Below are 14,576 nucleotides of genomic sequence, written 5' to 3'. Positions count from 1 at the left end.
GCTCTGACGCCGGTCGCGATAACGCGGCTGATATAATCTAATCGATTTAAACTTGCCAGTGCCATTGCGTCACATCCGCGTGTGCTCTTGACACCGGCGCTAGCCGGAGGCTTGTCGGCAAGCGATGCTTCCGGGAGCGTTCGCAGGTGCAGCATAGAGCGGGATCAAGGCGAAAGCCAAAGGAGAAATCGGCAATGGACACACATCTTTCGATGGCCATGGCCAAACGCGTCGTCGATCGCGTTCAACGATGAGTGGGAAAAGCATGCGCCTCAAAAACAAGGTCGCCATCATCACCGGCGCTGCCTCGGGTTTTGGCGAGGGCATGGCCAGGCGCTTTGCCGAGGAGGGCGCGCGGGTAGTCGTCGCCGATCTGAACGCCAAGGGTGCAGAGCGCGTCGCCGGCGAGATCGGCGAAAAGGCGATCTGGACCCAGACCGACGTCTCGCTGCGGTCCGAATTCGACGACATGGTCAGTGCTGCAATGAGCGCCTTCGGCCGCATCGACATCATGGTCAACAACGCCGGTTATACCCATCGCAACGGCGACATGCTGGAAGTCGACGAGGCGACCTTCGACCTGATCACGTCAGTCAACATGAAGGCGATCTACCACGCAGCACTTGCCGTGGTGCCGGTCATGGAACGGCAAGGCGGCGGCGTCATTCTGACGACGGCTTCCACGGCCGGTATCAGGCCGCGGCCCGGCCTCACCTGGTACAACGCATCGAAAGGCTGGGCCATCACCGCGACCAAATCGATGGCGGTGGAACTCGCGCCGAAGAACATCCGCGTCAACTGCCTCTGCCCGGTTGCCGGCGAGACCGGCATGCTCGCGAAATTCATGGGCGCCGACACACCCGAGATCCGCGAGAAGTTCCGCGCGTCGATCCCGCTCGCCCGGCTTTCGACGCCGCTCGACATAGCCAATGCCGCGCTTTGGCTCGCTTCGGACGAGGCGGCTTTCATCACCGGCGTGGCGCTGGAAGTCGATGGCGGGCGTTGTATTTGAACGGTCCAGTCATCCGGCGGAGGACGGGCTGATGGCGAGCGACCCCCGATTGCTCTGCCGGCCCTACGCCCCGGTTTTGACGTAGCTCTTGTAGACCCAGCCGCGCTTGCCGTTGTAGACGATCTGGCACCATTGCTTGCAGCTCATCACTTGCACCGAGGTCTTGGCCGGCACGGTGAGAATGGCGGCCGCATTCTTCTTTGGGCCGGTGCGCATGGTAACAGATCTCAGGATCCGTCCGGATTTTGCCTTGGTGCCGTTGTCGTCTTCGCTCGCGGTCTGCGCCGCCGGTTGCGGCTTGGGCGTGGGAATGGCGGCGGTCTGCGCGCCGTCAGGCCCTGTGTTCTTCGTCGAGCTGCCGGGAGCCGCCACCTTGGCAAACAATGCCGCAGCGTCGGGTTTTGCTGCCGGGTCGGCGAATGCCACCGAAGCAGATGATTTATCGGCCGCCTGCTCGGTCTGGCTTGCCAGCTGGTCGGATGCTGCCGTGGCGGCGGCCGATGCCGTCTTTGGCCCCGTCCAGCGCGGATCGTTGGGAGCCAGCGCCGGTATCTCGGCTTCCGCTGCGGCCACCGCTGGGGAAACTGCATCTGCCTTGCCCGTCGTCCTCGGCGCCGCAGCAACCTTGGCAGGCATGATCTTCGTCGTCTTGACCGGGATGGTCGGAACGATCTGCTCAGGGCTTGCGGCCGCTTGTCGCTCATTTGCCGGCAATGCCAGCCACAGCGCCACCGCGGCAACGCCGAGCAGTGCGGCCGTGCCAAGCGCGGCGATTACCAGATGCGCGTTCGACCGGACCCCGTGCCAGAACGTCGGCCGCATATCGTAACCGAATTGCATCGCAAGGCGCCGTCGTTCCGGCGCGCCGAAACTGAAGGGCTCTCTCACTCTTGCCACCTCCATTTGCGGGCCGATGTTCTTACGACCCATGCCGGAGAGCCGGCATTTCGATCGGCATCGGTCCCAAACCAAAAGCGGGCAGGCCCGCAAAAATTCCCCGTTCAGCTGCCCACGAGCATCATCTTTCGCCCGCGATTGTGGCATCACTGCGCCCTTGGCCGGAATTCTGCGTCCCAGTTAAGGATTCTGCAACGTCTGGTTAGATCCTATCCCGCAACGCGTACCAGTTGAGCGCGAGGAAGAGCAGTGGCGCGCGCAAACGCCGGCCGCCGGGGAAGGGCGGAATCTTCAGGTCCTCGATCAGCTTCAGCTGGTCGCGGTTGCCGGCGACCGTCTCGGCATAAAGCTTGCCGAAAAAGTTCGACAGCATGACGCCGTGGCCGGAATAACCGCCGACCGAGATCACATTGGGCATCACTTCGCGCACGAACGGCTTTCTCGGCACGGTGATGCCGACATAGCCGCCCCAGCCATGGGTGATCTCGACGTCCTTCAATGAGGGATAGATCTCGGCAATCTGCCGGCGGATGTGGATGTGGATGTCCTTGGGATCGTTGACCGCATAGATCTCGCGTCCGCCAAACAGCAGCCGCCCATCCTTCGATTTGCGGAAATAGCGCACGACGAAGCGCGAATCGTCGACCGCCTCGCCACCCGGCAACACTTTGGAATCGGCTCCCAGCGGCACCGTTGCGCCGATGAACGAGCCGATCGGCATAATATGCGCGGCACTCACCGGTTCGAGCGCGCCGCCATAGGCATTGACCCCGATCAGGCATTTAGCGGCGGTGATCGTGCCCTTCGGCGTCGTGACCTTGACTTTGCCCCCGCCGGAGGTAATGCCGGTCGACGGCGTCTGCTCGAATAGCTTTGCGCCGGCCTCTGCCGCCACCTTTGCGGTGCCGATGACCAGCTTCAGCGGATGAATGTGGCCGGTGCCGGTATCGCGGGTGCCGCCGAAATAATGCGTCGAGCCCAGCCGCTCGGCTGTCTCCGCGGCGTCCATGAATGAGATGTGCGGATAGCCGAAGCGGCTCGCCATGATCTCGGCATGCGCCTTGTAGTCGTCGACATAGCGCTTCTTGTGCGCCACCGACATTTGGCCGGGCATATAGTCAATCTCGATCTGGTGCATTGCGGCGAAGTCGAGGAGATGCGCTTTGGCCTCTTCGGCGAGGTCGAACAGCGCCTTGGCGCGGGAAAAGCCGTACTCCGCTTCCAGCTCCTCTGCCCAGGCCCGCTGGCCGGTGCCGAGCTGGCCACCATTGCGGCCCGATGCGCCGTCACCGAAACGATGGGTTTCGATAAGCACGACATCCGCGCCTGACTTGGCGAGATGAGCCGCCGCCGACAGTCCGGTAAAGCCGCCGCCGACAATCACCACATCGCATGTCCGGTCGCCGTCGAGCGCCGGATATTCGGGCCTTGGTCCGGCCGTGTCTTCGTACCAGGAGCGGCCGGGGGAGATGGGGGATTGGTAAGTCATGATGCTCGGCTAGGGCAGTAGGGCAGTAGGGCAGTAGGGCAGTAGGGCAGTAGGGCAGTAGGGCAGTAGGGCAGTAGGGCAGTAGGGGAGCTAGTCGGGTGACAGTTTGCGGATTAGAAGGCGAAGAAGCTTCCCAACGCTTTCGGTACTCGCCAACAATGAAGCCGCGGTCGCCTTCGGCGCGATGCCGGTACGCTCGGCGATCAGAAGCTGAGTTTCCAGTTCCTTCAATGATCCTTGAGCGATGCGGAGAAATTGTTGATAGGAACCTCGGATCTCTCTGCCATATCCCTCCGCAATGTTCGACGGCACCGAGCTTGCAGCGCGCCGCACTTGGCTGGTCAGTCCATAAAGTTCTTCCTTGGGCCATGATTTCGTCGCGCCGTAAACGGCCACAGCAAGGTCCATTGCCTGCTGCCAGACTATCAAATCCTTGTAGGAACCCGTTTGCTCAGCCATTCGTCCCTACTCCCCTACTCCCCTACTCCCCTACTCCCCTACTCCCCTACTACACATTCAGCAGCAAATACTCCCTCTCCCACGGGCTGATCACTTCCATGAAGGTCTCGAATTCCGCTCGCTTGATCGCCGCATAGGTGGCGGCAAATGACTTGCCGAGCAGCGCGCAGAGTTCCTCGTCTGCCTCGAACAGGTCGACGGCTTCGAGCAGGCTGCGCGGCAGGTCGATCTGGTCCTCGTTGGCGGTCGTCAGAACCGGCGGCTCGGCCTGGATCTTGTTGGTCATGCCGATCAGCCCGCAGGCGAGCGATGCCGCCATCGCCAGATAGGGATTGGCGTCCGAGGACGGGATGCGGTTTTCGACGCGCCGCGCCGCCGGGTCGGAGCGGGGCACGCGGAAGGCCGTGGTGCGGTTGTCGTAGCCCCATTTGTTGTTGACCGGCGCCGAGGCCGACTGCGTCAGCCGCCGGTAGGAATTGACGTACGGCGCAAACATCACCAGCGCGTTCGGCACATGTTTCTGCATGCCGCCGATGAAGTGGAAGAAGGCGTCGGTCTCCGAGCCGTCCTCCGCCGAAAAGACGTTCTTGCCGGTCTTCTTGTCGATGATCGACTGATGGATATGCATGGCCGAACCGGGCTGCCCCTGGATCGGCTTGGCCATGAACGTGGCGTAGATTTCGTGCTTGAGCGCAGCCTCGCGGATGGTGCGCTTGAACATGAACACCTGGTCGGCGAGTTCGATCGGATCGCCGTGACGCAGATTGATTTCGAGCTGGCCGGCGCCCTCCTCGTGGATCAGCGTGTCGATCTCCAGGCCCTGGCTTTCGGAGAAATGGTAGATGTCGTCGATCAGTTCGTCGAATTCGTTGACCCCGGCGATCGAATAGCCGGCACCGCCGCCGATCGGCCGCCCGGAGCGCCCGACAGGCGGGGTGAGCGGGTAGTCCGGATCGGGGTTCTTGCGCACCAGGTAGAACTCGATCTCGGGCGCCACGACCGGTCTCAGCCCACGCTTGTCATAGGCGGCAAGCACGCGCTTCAGCACGTTGCGCGGCGTGAACTCGACCGAGCGGCCGTCCTGGTGGACGAGGTCGCAGATAACCGCCGCGGTAGGGTCCTCCTCCCATGGCACTACGGTCAGCGTCGAGAGGTCAGGCATCAGCTTGAGGTCGCCATCGTCCTCCGGATAGTGGAAGCCGTTGCCGTCCTCCGGATAGCCGCCGGAAATCGTTGTCATGAACACCGCCGACGGCAGCGCCAGCGAGGTGTTGGAGGTGAACTTCTTCGATGGCATCATCTTGCCGCGCGCAACCCCGGCCTGGTCGGGTGTGATGCATTCGATGTCTTCGATGCCGCGCCATTCCAGCCAGGCGCTGACTTCCTTCCAGTTCTTGACGCCACGTTGGTTTTTCACGAAGGCAGGCGTGCGAGCGCGTCCTCCGCGGCTCGACGGACGGACTTCCTTTTTTGCAGGCGGCATCAATCACCAGATTTGTTGCAGATTGTGGAGTATAGCCGTTGCCGACGATGAAAGGGAAGGGGAGCCGGCTGGCGTGCGCCTCGATAACCGGGGGAACACAACGACTTCCGGATAAAAGCCTCCTGGTCTAGGGTCGACCTCCCGCAACGCTGCAATCAATGGGCCGCATGCAACACAGCCGCAAACTGACGACGATCGGCTTCGACGCCGATGACACGCTGTGGCAGAACGAACAGTTCTTCCGCATGACAGAGAAGCGCTTTGCCGCACTGCTCGCCGATCACGCCGAGGCGGACCGGATTTCAGCAAGATTGCTGGAGGCCGAGAAGCGCAACCTCGCGGTCTACGGTTTCGGCATCAAGGGGTTCACGCTGTCGATGGTCGAGACGGCGATCGAGGTCACCAACGGCCAGGTGCCGGCCTCGACTATCGCCGAAATTCTCGCCGCGGGCCGCGAGATGCTCAGCCATCCGATCGAGCCGCTTCCGCATGCGCGCGAAACCGTGGAAAAGCTGGCCGGCGCCTACCGCCTGGTGCTGATCACCAAGGGCGACCTGTTCGACCAGGAGCGCAAGCTGGCGCAATCCGGCCTGGGCGAGCTGTTTGATGCCGTCGAGATCGTCAGCGACAAGAGCGCGGCCATCTATAGCCGCATCTTCAGCCGCCACGGCGACGGCCCGGAAAAGGGCATGATGGTCGGCAACTCGCTCAAATCGGACGTCGTGCCGGCCATCGAAGCCGGCAGTTGGGGCATCCACGTTCCGCATGAGCTGACCTGGGTGCTAGAACATGTCGAGCCGCCGGTCTCGGCACCACGCTTTCGCCAGATAGCCAATCTCGGTGAACTGCCGGGCTTGATCGAGCGTATCGGCGAGATCGGTTGATCAAGTCTGGAGTCGACGCATCGCGGTAGGGGTCAGTTGCGCCCAATTCCGATCAGCCGGTCGATCACCGGCTGCAGCCGTTCGGTGGTGATCGGCTTGACGACCACTGCATCGATGACGCTGGACAGGCCCAGGCTCTCGGGAGTGCCGGTCTTGACTGAAAGCAGGATCACCGACGGAAGCGATTTGCCTGACGCCCTTCGCAGTGCATCGATGCCCGACAACAAGGCGTCGCAGTCCCCGTTCTCCGCTCCGCCATCGAGAACGACAGCCCCGGGAATCAGCGCGCGCAAGGCCTTTGCCGCGGTTTCGGGAGTTTCCGAGATCGGTTTGAGGCCGGACCGCTCCACGATCTTTGAAACCACGACGCGGTTGATCGGTGATTTTCCGACCACCAGCACCCGCGAGAAATCCGGGAGCATCCGCGTCTCCATGTCCCGGCTAACGAAAGGCAGCTGTTTTGCAGTCTCGATATCGCGATTCGCTGGGCACATGGCGGGGCAGGCCGTTGTTCAATGTTTCAATGCAGGGTTGAAACTCGAGAGGTAATTGGCGTGAGATCACTGCTCATGTCAAGCTCAAATGGCATATCAGGAGAATATCGCAAGAAACATTAAAATTAAAATTAAGTGCTTTTCTTTGCCGCCGCCGGAAGGAGAAGTTGCCACCACGACCGGGCAGGCTTCAGCGAAGTTTGGCTTTGCAGCGCGAAGGCACCAACTCGCAGCCGTAGCCGGATTGACGAAAGGTTGGATGAAGGCGAGGCAGGTCTGTCGCAAGCTTGTCGTACCGCCTCGCCGGACTACCCTTCCTCGTTGGCTAAGCACGTCTCTTTGAGCGACGGGAGATGACAATGGAACTCGTGACTCACAAGAAATTCAAAAACGGCCGGTTGATGCCATGGGGAAAGGGTACGGTCGTTACCGGCGCAAAGGGATTTGTCTACCTTTCCGGAAACACCGCGACAGCCGAGGACTACGATCCGATCGGCAAAAGCGGCGGCGGCGCCATTGGCGATGCAGCGGCACAGTGGCGCGCAATTCTCACCAATATCAAATCAGATCTGGAGGAGCTTGGCAGTGCGCTCGAGCATCTCATCCGGCTGACCTTCTTTGTTAAGGGGCCATTTCCCGATGGCGGCGTTCTGAGCTCCCCCAATTTCCGCCTGGACGTCTTGGACGAATTCTTTGCGGTGCACTGCCCGAAGCACTGCAGCTACAACAACCCGCCGCCCTCGGAAGTTATTGGAGTTGCAGCGCTTGCGCAGTCTGATCTTGTCATTGAAATCGTTGCACTAGCGGCTCTGCCGGACTAGGCAGAGCCGCGGCATGCGAGGTGCGATAACATGCGCTCAAAAAAGGCGCGGTGCTATCGAGTTCATCAGTCGTGGCTCCGCTGCGTGACGATGACCGGGATCAGCAGATCGCCCCAGTTGCCATCGCCGCCATGGTGCCGTGCCGAGCGCACCAGCTCGACCGAGACCCCGGCCTCGACCGCCTTCATCACCGACTGATTGAGCCTGTGCAGATCGTTCGCCAGCATTCGGATGGTCGCCTGCTGGTCGACATTCATGCTGGTGGCCTGCTCTTCGGCCCGTTCCTTGACGCGGCTTATCGATGCCATTGGTCTTCTCCTTGTGTTGCCATGCCCGTTTGGGCGTTCCCTCTGTTTATCTGCTACCCCGCTATTCCGCCGCCGGCCTGAACTGGGCGTGCTCGGTCGATCCATGCATGGCCGTGGTCGAAGACTGGCCACCGGTGATCGCCATCGAGACGGCGTCGAAATAGCCGGTGCCGACCTCGCGCTGGTGCTTGGTGGCGGTGTAGCCATTGGCTTCCGCGGCGAATTCCGCCTCCTGCAGTTCCGAGTAGGCTGCCATCTGCCGCTCCTTGTAGCCGCGGGCGAGCTCGAACATGCCGAAATTGAGCTGGTGGAAACCGGCCAGCGTAATGAACTGGAACTTGTAACCCATGGCGCCGAGTTCCTTCTGGAACTTCGCAATCGTCGCGTCGTCGAGATTCTTCTTCCAGTTGAAAGACGGCGAGCAATTATAGGCAAGCAGCTTGCCTGGATGATGCTTGCGCACACCCTCGGCAAACGTCCTGGCCTGCCCCAGATCGGGCTTGGAGGTCTCGCACCAGATCAGGTCCGCATAGGGCGCATAGGCGACGGCGCGGGCGATGCAGGGCTCGATGCCGTTGCTGACATGGTAGAAGCCCTCCGCGGTGCGGCCGGCGCCATAGTCGACGAAGGGTTGGTCGCGTTCGTCGATGTCGGAGGTCAAGAGCTTTGCCGCTTCCGCGTCGGTGCGTGCCACGACCAGCGTCGGCGTGCCCATGACGTCGGCGGCAAGCCGCGCCGCATTGAGGTTGCGGATGTGTGCGGCGGTCGGGATCAGCACCTTGCCGCCGAGATGGCCGCATTTCTTCTCCGAAGCCAGCTGGTCCTCGTAATGAACGCCGGCCGCACCCGCCTCGATGAACGCCTTCATGATCTCGAAAGCGTTGAGCGGCCCGCCGAAGCCGGCTTCGGCATCGGCGACGATCGGCGCGAACCAGGTGTCGACCGACAGCCCGTTGCCTTCCGAAGTCTCGATCTGGTCGGCCCGCTGCAGGGTGCGGTTGATGCGCTTGACCAGCTCGGGCGCCGCATTGGCGGGATAGAGCGACTGGTCCGGGTACATGGCGGAAGCGGTGTTGGCATCCGCGGCGACCTGCCATCCCGACAGATAGATCGCCTTCAGCCCGGCCCGCACCTGCTGCATCGCCTGGTTGCCCGACATGGCACCCAGCGCGTTGACGAAATCCTCTTCATGGATGAGCTGCCACAGCCGGTTTGCGCCCATTTCGGCGAGGCTCTGCCGAATCTGCACCGAGCCGCGCAGCCGTTTCACGTCCTCTGGCGAATACGGCCGTTCGATGCCATCGAAGCGCCCTTGCGGCGCCGACGGGACAAGGTTGTAAAAATCGGTCATTGGTCACTCCAGGCTGGCTTTAATGCCGGTTTCGGAAACGTCGTACAGGTGAAATATGTGCGCCGCATGTGTGACATCATTTACATGTCGGCACCTAGGCAAGCGAGACAAACTCCGAAATTGCCCATGAAATAAGAGAAAACCTGTGTTGTGTTTGACTGATGAGAGCTGTAAATTTGTCATGATTGTAAACGCCGCCATGCCATCCACGGATGTAAATTCTTGTCAAGGACAGTCGATTGGCCGACCACAAAATCTTTGCCGGGCCGCGCATTCGTCGCATCCGCAACGCCAAGGGCCTGACCCAGACGGCGATGGCCGAAGGGCTCGGCATCTCGCCGTCTTATCTCAATCTCATCGAGCGCAACCAGCGGCCGCTGACGGTGCAACTGATCTTGAGACTGGCGTCCGTCTACAAGGTCGACCCACATGAATTGCAGGGCGAGGCGAGGGGTTCGGTCGCCGATTTGAAGGAAGTGTTTTCAGATCCGTTGCTGGCCGGCGAACTGCCGGGCGACCAGGAACTCATCGAGCTTGCCGAGGCGGCGCCCAACGCTTCCGCCGCTGTGATAAAGCTGTTTCGCGCCTATCGCGAGCAGGCCGAGCGGCTATCCGATCTCAACGAGCTGCTCGCGCGCGAGGGCAAAGCCACCGCACTCTCCGGCGCCCGGCTGCCGATCGACGAGGTGCATGAGATTTTCGAACGCCGGCCGAACCATTTTGCCGCGCTCGAAGAGGAAGCCGAGTCATTTACGTCGGTGCTCGATCCCGGCGATGATCTGTTCAGTGCGTTGAAGGCCTGGCTGCGGCGTGAATTCGGCATCGTCGTCAAGGTACTGCCGGTCGCCACCATGCCCAACTGGCGCCGTCGCTATGACCGTCACTCGCAGCGCCTGTTCCTGTCCGAGCGCCTGTCGCCATTCGATCAGCTGCGCGAGGTGGCTATGGAGGCCTGCCTGATCCGCATGAGCGTCGCTGTCGCTGCCGAGATCCAGGCGCTGAAGCTGGCCACGGACGAAGCCCGCCGGCTGGCACGTTTCGAGCTCGGCCGCTATGCCGCGCACGCTCTGATGATGCCCTATCAACCTTTTCACGCCGCTGCGGTCCGTGCCCGCTATGACATCGACATGTTGCGGTCGCGCTTCGGCGTCTCCTTCGAGCAGGCGGCGAACCGGCTGACCACGCTGCAGCGGTCGGGTGCGTCGGGCGTGCCGTTCTTCATGCTCGAGGTCGACAGTGCCGGCAATCGGTTCCGCAAGGCGGGCAGCCACGGCTTTCCGCAAAGCCGCTTCGGCGGCGGCTGTCCGAAGCTGCCGGTCCATGCCGCCTTCGCCCAGCCCGGCCAGATCCTGGTCGAGGCAGTGGAAATGCCCGACGGCGCAGCGTTTCTCTGCATGGCCCGCACGCTCGAAGGGCCGCAGGGCTCGTTTGCCGAGCGCCCGCGGCGCACGGCGCTGCTGATCGGCTGCGACATCGGTTTTCGCGACGAGGTCGTCTATGGAGCGGCATTGCCGGGGCCGGCCGCTATCGGCAAGACCGGACAGAGCGCCGCTGCGCTGGCGACGCCGATAGGCCCTGCCTGCCGGCTGTGCGAACGCATCGGTTGCCTCGCCCGCGCCGAGCCACCCGTGACACGTCCGCTCGGCCTCGACGAGATGGTGACGGGACTGTCGGCGTTCGATTTCCAGTAAGGCCGCGGCAGCTTGCTGGCCAAGAAGATCATACGCGTTTTGACGGCAGGAAAACTACAGGCTGTCCCCCGGGACATTGCTCGTCGAAGTATTGATTCAGCATCGGCCGTGAGATATCAAAAGACGAGTTGCGCGACGATCGGGGGATCAGGATGGGCAGGACGTTTTTTTGGCTTGGCTTGGTGCTTGCCTTTTCGGTCTGCCCCGCATTTGCGGAAAAATCCGCGGACTTCTTCAAATCCTATCAACAGTATAATGACGCCGGCAAAGCATTCCTGGACAAGATCGATCCGAAGACTGGCGCGATAGACCTTGCCGAAGGCGTGCACCTGGATCTCAAGGACAAATTCTATTTTCTGAACAAGGAAGACACTACCTCCGTCCTGACGGAAGCCTGGGGCAATCCACCCGACGCCGGATCCGACGCGGTTGGCATGATCTTTCCAGTCAGCAATGACCCCATTGCCGAGAACAATTGGGGGATAGAGCTGCGATGGGAAAAGATAGGCTACGTCGACGACAGCGAGGCGGGATCCATCGACTACAATGAACTGCTGCGCAACATGCGGGCGGATACCTTGTCGGGCAACGATCAAAGGGTAAAGGACGGCTATTCGCCCATCACTCTGATCGGCTGGGCATCACCGCCCGTGTATGACGCAGTCAACAAGCGCCTGCACTGGGCCAAGGAACTGCAGTTCGGAAACGATGCAGTCCACACGCTCAACTACGACGTTCGCTTTCTCGGCAGAGAGGGCGTTTTCGTGATGAGCTACATCGCAACTGTGGAGCAGTTGCCGGAAATCAAGCAGAGTCTCGACGAAGTGCTTGATCTTGCCGTCTTCAAGCCCGGCAAGACATATTTGGACTTCAGACCAGGCGTCGATACGGTTGCGGCGATTGGCATCGGTGGCCTCATCGCCGGCAAACTGGCGGCAAAAGCAGGATTTCTGGTGGTAGCGCTCATCGCGCTGAAAAAATTCGGTCTTATCCTGCTGATTCCCCTGGCAGGTCTCTGGCGCATCATCCGCGGCAACAAGACAACCTCCTAGGTCGATTTCATTGGCTCAACTCTCAGACCTGCTGATCGCTGGGTGCCCTAAACGGAACACCGCGCTGGATCACGCCCCAACATCGCCTTTGCGATACGCGAATGGGGCACGTTCTCGTCGTCCGTTGCGCATCGTGCGGCGCTGAAAATTTCGACAGTCCGGTCATGATCGACACCGCGGCATTGCCATCAGCCCTTTCGCCTCCGCGAAATGAGGAGCGTATCGGTTTCCTGCTGGTGTTCCTGTCGGCGCTGATGTGGAGCCTCGGCGGTACCATCGCCCGTTTCATCGATGCCGGCGACAGCTGGACGGTGGTGTTCTGGCGCTCGGTCTGGGCTGCCGCCTTCCTGCTCTGCTTCATGGTCTGGCGCGACGGCTGGCATGGCACGCTGAAGCTGTTTCGTGGCATGGGCCTGGCCGGCCTTGCGGTGGCGTTCTGCTTCGCCACGGCCTCGACCTCTTTCGTCGTGGCGCTTGCTTATACCACCGTCGCCAACATCCTCCTGATGCAGGCCGGCGTGCCGCTTCTGGCGGCGCTGTTTGCCTGGGCGCTGTTTCGCGAACGGGTGGCTGTGGCGACCTGGCTGGCAATTGCTGCCGTCATTGCCGGCGTCGCCATCATGGTCTCGGAATCGCTCGATGGCTCCGTGTCGCCGATCGGCGACGGGCTGGCGCTGCTCATCGCCGTCATGTTCTCGATCGCCACGGTCATCACGCGCCGCTTTGCCCATGTGCGCATGACCCCGGCGACCTGCCTCGGCACGATGCTGGCGGCCGCCTTTGCGGCATCGCAAGCGTCGGCCCTAGGCGTCTCCAGCCACGATATGGGCTTCCTCTTTGCCTTTGGCGTGATCAATCTGGGACTCGGCCTCGCCTTCTTCGCCACCGGAGCCCGGCTTGTACCGGCCGCCGTCGCGGCGCTGCTCGGCACGTTCGAACCGATCCTTGGCCCGATCTGGGTCTGGCTCATCCATTCCGAGGTGCCGTCGGCGCGCACCATCGTCGGCGGTGCGGTCGTCGTCACTGCGCTGCTCGTCCATATCGGGCTCGAGTTCAAGCGTCAGACGCGGCCCGCGCGAGCGGGCGTCACCGGTGTGCCTTCGCCTAATTGATGCAGTGCGCGCGTCAAAGCGAGATGAACCATTGACAACGTCGCAGCCGCGCGGGCAGGCTGCGATCACGGCAACAACAAGACAGGCGTATCTTGCCAAGTCTCCATGCCGGCCGCATCGAGGCCGGACAACATCGTCGTCTCCCTGCCCGCGCCGTAGCGAAAGCTTCTGACGGCGCCGGAACACCACCAACGCCACGCCAAGTCTTCGCTGTCGGCTCGCCGCCGGGTCATAATGGCGCCGGCAATTCCCGCTTGTCGCCTGCCTGCAAGCCCAATACCCTGAAGCAAATGCCCAGCCGCGCGGACGCCGCGACGTGCTGGCGACGGAACACTCATCAAAGGAGAATAGCATGATCCGCAAAGCGCTCTGGCTTTCGGCGACTTCGGCGTTTCTGGCAGCTTTTAGCTTGGGCGCGCATGCCGAGGATCGCGTCGTCAACGTGTTCAACTGGTCGGACTATATCGACAGTTCGATCATCGACGACTTCACCAAGGAAACCGGCATCAAGGTCGTCTACGACACTTTCGATTCCAACGAGATCCTGGAAACGAAACTGCTCGCCGGCGGCAGCGGCTACGATGTCGTCGTGCCCAGCGGCAATTTCCTTGCGCGCCAGATCCAGGCGAATGTGTTCCAGAAGCTCGACAAGTCGAAACTGCCGAACATTTCAAACATGTGGGACACGGTCATGGAACGGACCGCCAAATATGATCCCGGCAACGAATATTCGATCAACTACATGTGGGGTACGGTCGGCATCGGCTACAACATCAAGAAGGTGCAGGCAGCGCTCGGCACCGACAAGATCGACAGCTGGGACGTGTTCTTCAATCCCGAAAGCCTGGCCAAATTGAAGGACTGCGGCGTCTATGTGCTGGATTCGCCGGCCGACATTATACCGGCGGCATTGAAATATCTGGGCCTCGATCCGAACAGCACGTCGCCCGATGAGATTGCCAAGGCCGAAGAAACCTTGCTGAAGGTCCGGCCCTATATCCGCAAATTCCACTCTTCCGAATATATCAACGCCCTTGCCAATGGCGACATCTGCCTGGCAGTCGGCTGGTCGGGTGACGTCTTCCAGGCCCGCAACCGCGCCGACGAAGCCAAGCAGGGCGTCGAGATCGGCTATTCCGTGCCGAAGGAAGGTGCCCAGATGTGGTTCGACCAGATGGCGATCCCGGCCGATGCGCCGCATGCCGCCGAAGCGCATGAATTCCTGAACTACATGATGAAGCCCGAAGTGATCGCCAAATCGTCGAACTATGTGCTTTACGCGAACGGCAACAAGGCTTCGCAGCAGTTCATCGACAAGGCGATCCTGGAAGATCCGGCGATCTATCCGGATGCTGCCACCTTGCAGAAGCTCTACACCGTCTCGCCTTACGATCCCAAGACCCAGCGCATCATCACCCGCACCTGGACCAAGATCGTCACCGGCCAATAACAATCTGACCAGGCCCCGGCAGCCGTTGCCGGGGCCGCTTTCTCATGGGGCAAGCAGCAGGACGGAGTGGGAC

General features: G+C 61.5%; 14 protein-coding genes. 7 read left to right on the top strand and 7 right to left on the bottom strand.

All coding sequences use genetic code 11. The features are described from left to right. Positions 1-265: 265 nt before the first annotated feature. A complete protein-coding gene (locus RQ479_RS17095; protein ID WP_376701941.1) occupies positions 266-1,012 on the top strand; it encodes an SDR family oxidoreductase in 747 nt (248 codons plus the stop codon). Positions 1,013-1,075: 63 nt separating this feature from the next. On the opposite strand, the gene RQ479_RS17090 is transcribed toward RQ479_RS17095, so the two are convergent. The 4 genes from RQ479_RS17090 to RQ479_RS17075 all read right to left on the bottom strand — a co-directional run bounded on the left by RQ479_RS17090 (position 1,076) and on the right by RQ479_RS17075 (position 5,340). Further along, positions 1,076-1,852, bottom strand: a complete 777-nt coding sequence (locus RQ479_RS17090) for an SH3 domain-containing protein (RefSeq protein WP_376701940.1) — start codon at positions 1,850-1,852, stop codon at positions 1,076-1,078. A gap of 259 nt (positions 1,853-2,111) precedes the next feature. After that, positions 2,112-3,398 carry an NAD(P)/FAD-dependent oxidoreductase gene (locus RQ479_RS17085; protein ID WP_376701939.1) on the bottom strand — a complete coding sequence of 429 codons (1,287 nt, stop codon included), beginning with the start codon at positions 3,396-3,398 and terminating at the stop codon, positions 2,112-2,114. A gap of 90 nt (positions 3,399-3,488) precedes the next feature. Next, positions 3,489-3,857 (bottom strand): four helix bundle protein, encoded by a 369-nt coding sequence (locus RQ479_RS17080; RefSeq protein WP_376701938.1) that lies wholly within the window; start codon positions 3,855-3,857, stop codon positions 3,489-3,491. Between the two features lie 49 nt (positions 3,858-3,906). Then, positions 3,907-5,340 (bottom strand): glutamine synthetase family protein, encoded by a 1,434-nt coding sequence (locus RQ479_RS17075; protein ID WP_352464968.1) that lies wholly within the window; start codon positions 5,338-5,340, stop codon positions 3,907-3,909. 167 nt (positions 5,341-5,507) lie between these two features. Here RQ479_RS17075 and RQ479_RS17070 point away from each other — a divergent pair, with 167 nt between their 5' ends. Continuing rightward, positions 5,508-6,224 (top strand): HAD family hydrolase, encoded by a 717-nt coding sequence (locus RQ479_RS17070; protein ID WP_376705964.1) that lies wholly within the window; start codon positions 5,508-5,510, stop codon positions 6,222-6,224. A 32-nt stretch (positions 6,225-6,256) separates the two neighbouring features. Here the strand turns inward: RQ479_RS17070 and RQ479_RS17065 are convergent, their stop codons facing one another. Further along, the gene (locus RQ479_RS17065; protein WP_376701937.1) at positions 6,257-6,646 is read right to left on the bottom strand and encodes a response regulator; all 390 of its coding nucleotides are present in this window, start codon (positions 6,644-6,646) and stop codon (positions 6,257-6,259) included. 431 nt (positions 6,647-7,077) lie between these two features. Here RQ479_RS17065 and RQ479_RS17060 point away from each other — a divergent pair, with 431 nt between their 5' ends. Continuing rightward, on the top strand, positions 7,078-7,539 hold the full coding sequence (locus RQ479_RS17060; protein WP_376701936.1) for a RidA family protein: 462 nt from the start codon (positions 7,078-7,080) through the stop codon (positions 7,537-7,539). A 65-nt stretch (positions 7,540-7,604) separates the two neighbouring features. Here the strand turns inward: RQ479_RS17060 and RQ479_RS17055 are convergent, their stop codons facing one another. Together RQ479_RS17055 and aceA are read right to left on the bottom strand one after the other, a co-directional pair. Next, positions 7,605-7,847 (bottom strand): hypothetical protein, encoded by a 243-nt coding sequence (locus RQ479_RS17055; protein WP_023719402.1) that lies wholly within the window; start codon positions 7,845-7,847, stop codon positions 7,605-7,607. 61 nt (positions 7,848-7,908) lie between these two features. Further along, positions 7,909-9,198: an isocitrate lyase gene (aceA, locus tag RQ479_RS17050; RefSeq protein ID WP_376701935.1), complete on the bottom strand. Its 1,290-nt coding sequence runs from the start codon at positions 9,196-9,198 to the stop codon at positions 7,909-7,911. Between the two features lie 239 nt (positions 9,199-9,437). On the opposite strand from aceA, the gene RQ479_RS17045 reads away from it, so the two are divergent. The 4 genes from RQ479_RS17045 to RQ479_RS17030 all read left to right on the top strand — a co-directional run bounded on the left by RQ479_RS17045 (position 9,438) and on the right by RQ479_RS17030 (position 14,503). Further along, on the top strand, positions 9,438-10,889 hold the full coding sequence (locus RQ479_RS17045; RefSeq protein WP_376701934.1) for a short-chain fatty acyl-CoA regulator family protein: 1,452 nt from the start codon (positions 9,438-9,440) through the stop codon (positions 10,887-10,889). 128 nt (positions 10,890-11,017) lie between these two features. Then, positions 11,018-11,941 carry a DUF2167 domain-containing protein gene (locus tag RQ479_RS17040; protein WP_376701933.1) on the top strand — a complete coding sequence of 308 codons (924 nt, stop codon included), beginning with the start codon at positions 11,018-11,020 and terminating at the stop codon, positions 11,939-11,941. Between the two features lie 164 nt (positions 11,942-12,105). Further along, on the top strand, positions 12,106-13,053 hold the full coding sequence (locus RQ479_RS17035; RefSeq protein WP_376701932.1) for a DMT family transporter: 948 nt from the start codon (positions 12,106-12,108) through the stop codon (positions 13,051-13,053). Positions 13,054-13,405: 352 nt separating this feature from the next. Continuing rightward, positions 13,406-14,503, top strand: coding sequence for a polyamine ABC transporter substrate-binding protein (locus RQ479_RS17030; protein ID WP_376701931.1), 1,098 nt, complete (start codon positions 13,406-13,408; stop codon positions 14,501-14,503). Positions 14,504-14,576 lie beyond the last annotated feature (73 nt).

The organism is Mesorhizobium sp. ISC25 (assembly GCF_042295465.1).
GTDB lineage: Bacteria > Pseudomonadota > Alphaproteobacteria > Rhizobiales > Rhizobiaceae > Mesorhizobium.
Note: the sequence above shows the minus strand (reverse complement) of the source record. Positions and strands in the feature narration are given on the sequence as shown.

What these genes read in the sequence shown, in the direction of transcription:
- RQ479_RS17095 (WP_376701941.1), top strand. Translation starts at nt 266, where the DNA reads ATGCGCCTCAAAAACAAGGTCGCCATCATCACCGGCGCTGCCTCGGGT.
- RQ479_RS17090 (WP_376701940.1), bottom strand. Translation starts at nt 1,852, where the DNA reads ATGCAATTCGGTTACGATATGCGGCCGACGTTCTGGCACGGGGTCCGG.
- RQ479_RS17085 (WP_376701939.1), bottom strand. Translation starts at nt 3,398, where the DNA reads ATGACTTACCAATCCCCCATCTCCCCCGGCCGCTCCTGGTACGAAGAC.
- RQ479_RS17080 (WP_376701938.1), bottom strand. Translation starts at nt 3,857, where the DNA reads ATGGCTGAGCAAACGGGTTCCTACAAGGATTTGATAGTCTGGCAGCAG.
- RQ479_RS17075 (WP_352464968.1), bottom strand. Translation starts at nt 5,340, where the DNA reads ATGCCGCCTGCAAAAAAGGAAGTCCGTCCGTCGAGCCGCGGAGGACGC.
- RQ479_RS17070 (WP_376705964.1), top strand. Translation starts at nt 5,508, where the DNA reads ATGCAACACAGCCGCAAACTGACGACGATCGGCTTCGACGCCGATGAC.
- RQ479_RS17065 (WP_376701937.1), bottom strand. Translation starts at nt 6,646, where the DNA reads ATGCTCCCGGATTTCTCGCGGGTGCTGGTGGTCGGAAAATCACCGATC.
- RQ479_RS17060 (WP_376701936.1), top strand. Translation starts at nt 7,078, where the DNA reads ATGGAACTCGTGACTCACAAGAAATTCAAAAACGGCCGGTTGATGCCA.
- RQ479_RS17055 (WP_023719402.1), bottom strand. Translation starts at nt 7,847, where the DNA reads ATGGCATCGATAAGCCGCGTCAAGGAACGGGCCGAAGAGCAGGCCACC.
- aceA (WP_376701935.1), bottom strand. Translation starts at nt 9,198, where the DNA reads ATGACCGATTTTTACAACCTTGTCCCGTCGGCGCCGCAAGGGCGCTTC.
- RQ479_RS17035 (WP_376701932.1), top strand. Translation starts at nt 12,106, where the DNA reads ATGATCGACACCGCGGCATTGCCATCAGCCCTTTCGCCTCCGCGAAAT.
- RQ479_RS17030 (WP_376701931.1), top strand. Translation starts at nt 13,406, where the DNA reads ATGATCCGCAAAGCGCTCTGGCTTTCGGCGACTTCGGCGTTTCTGGCA.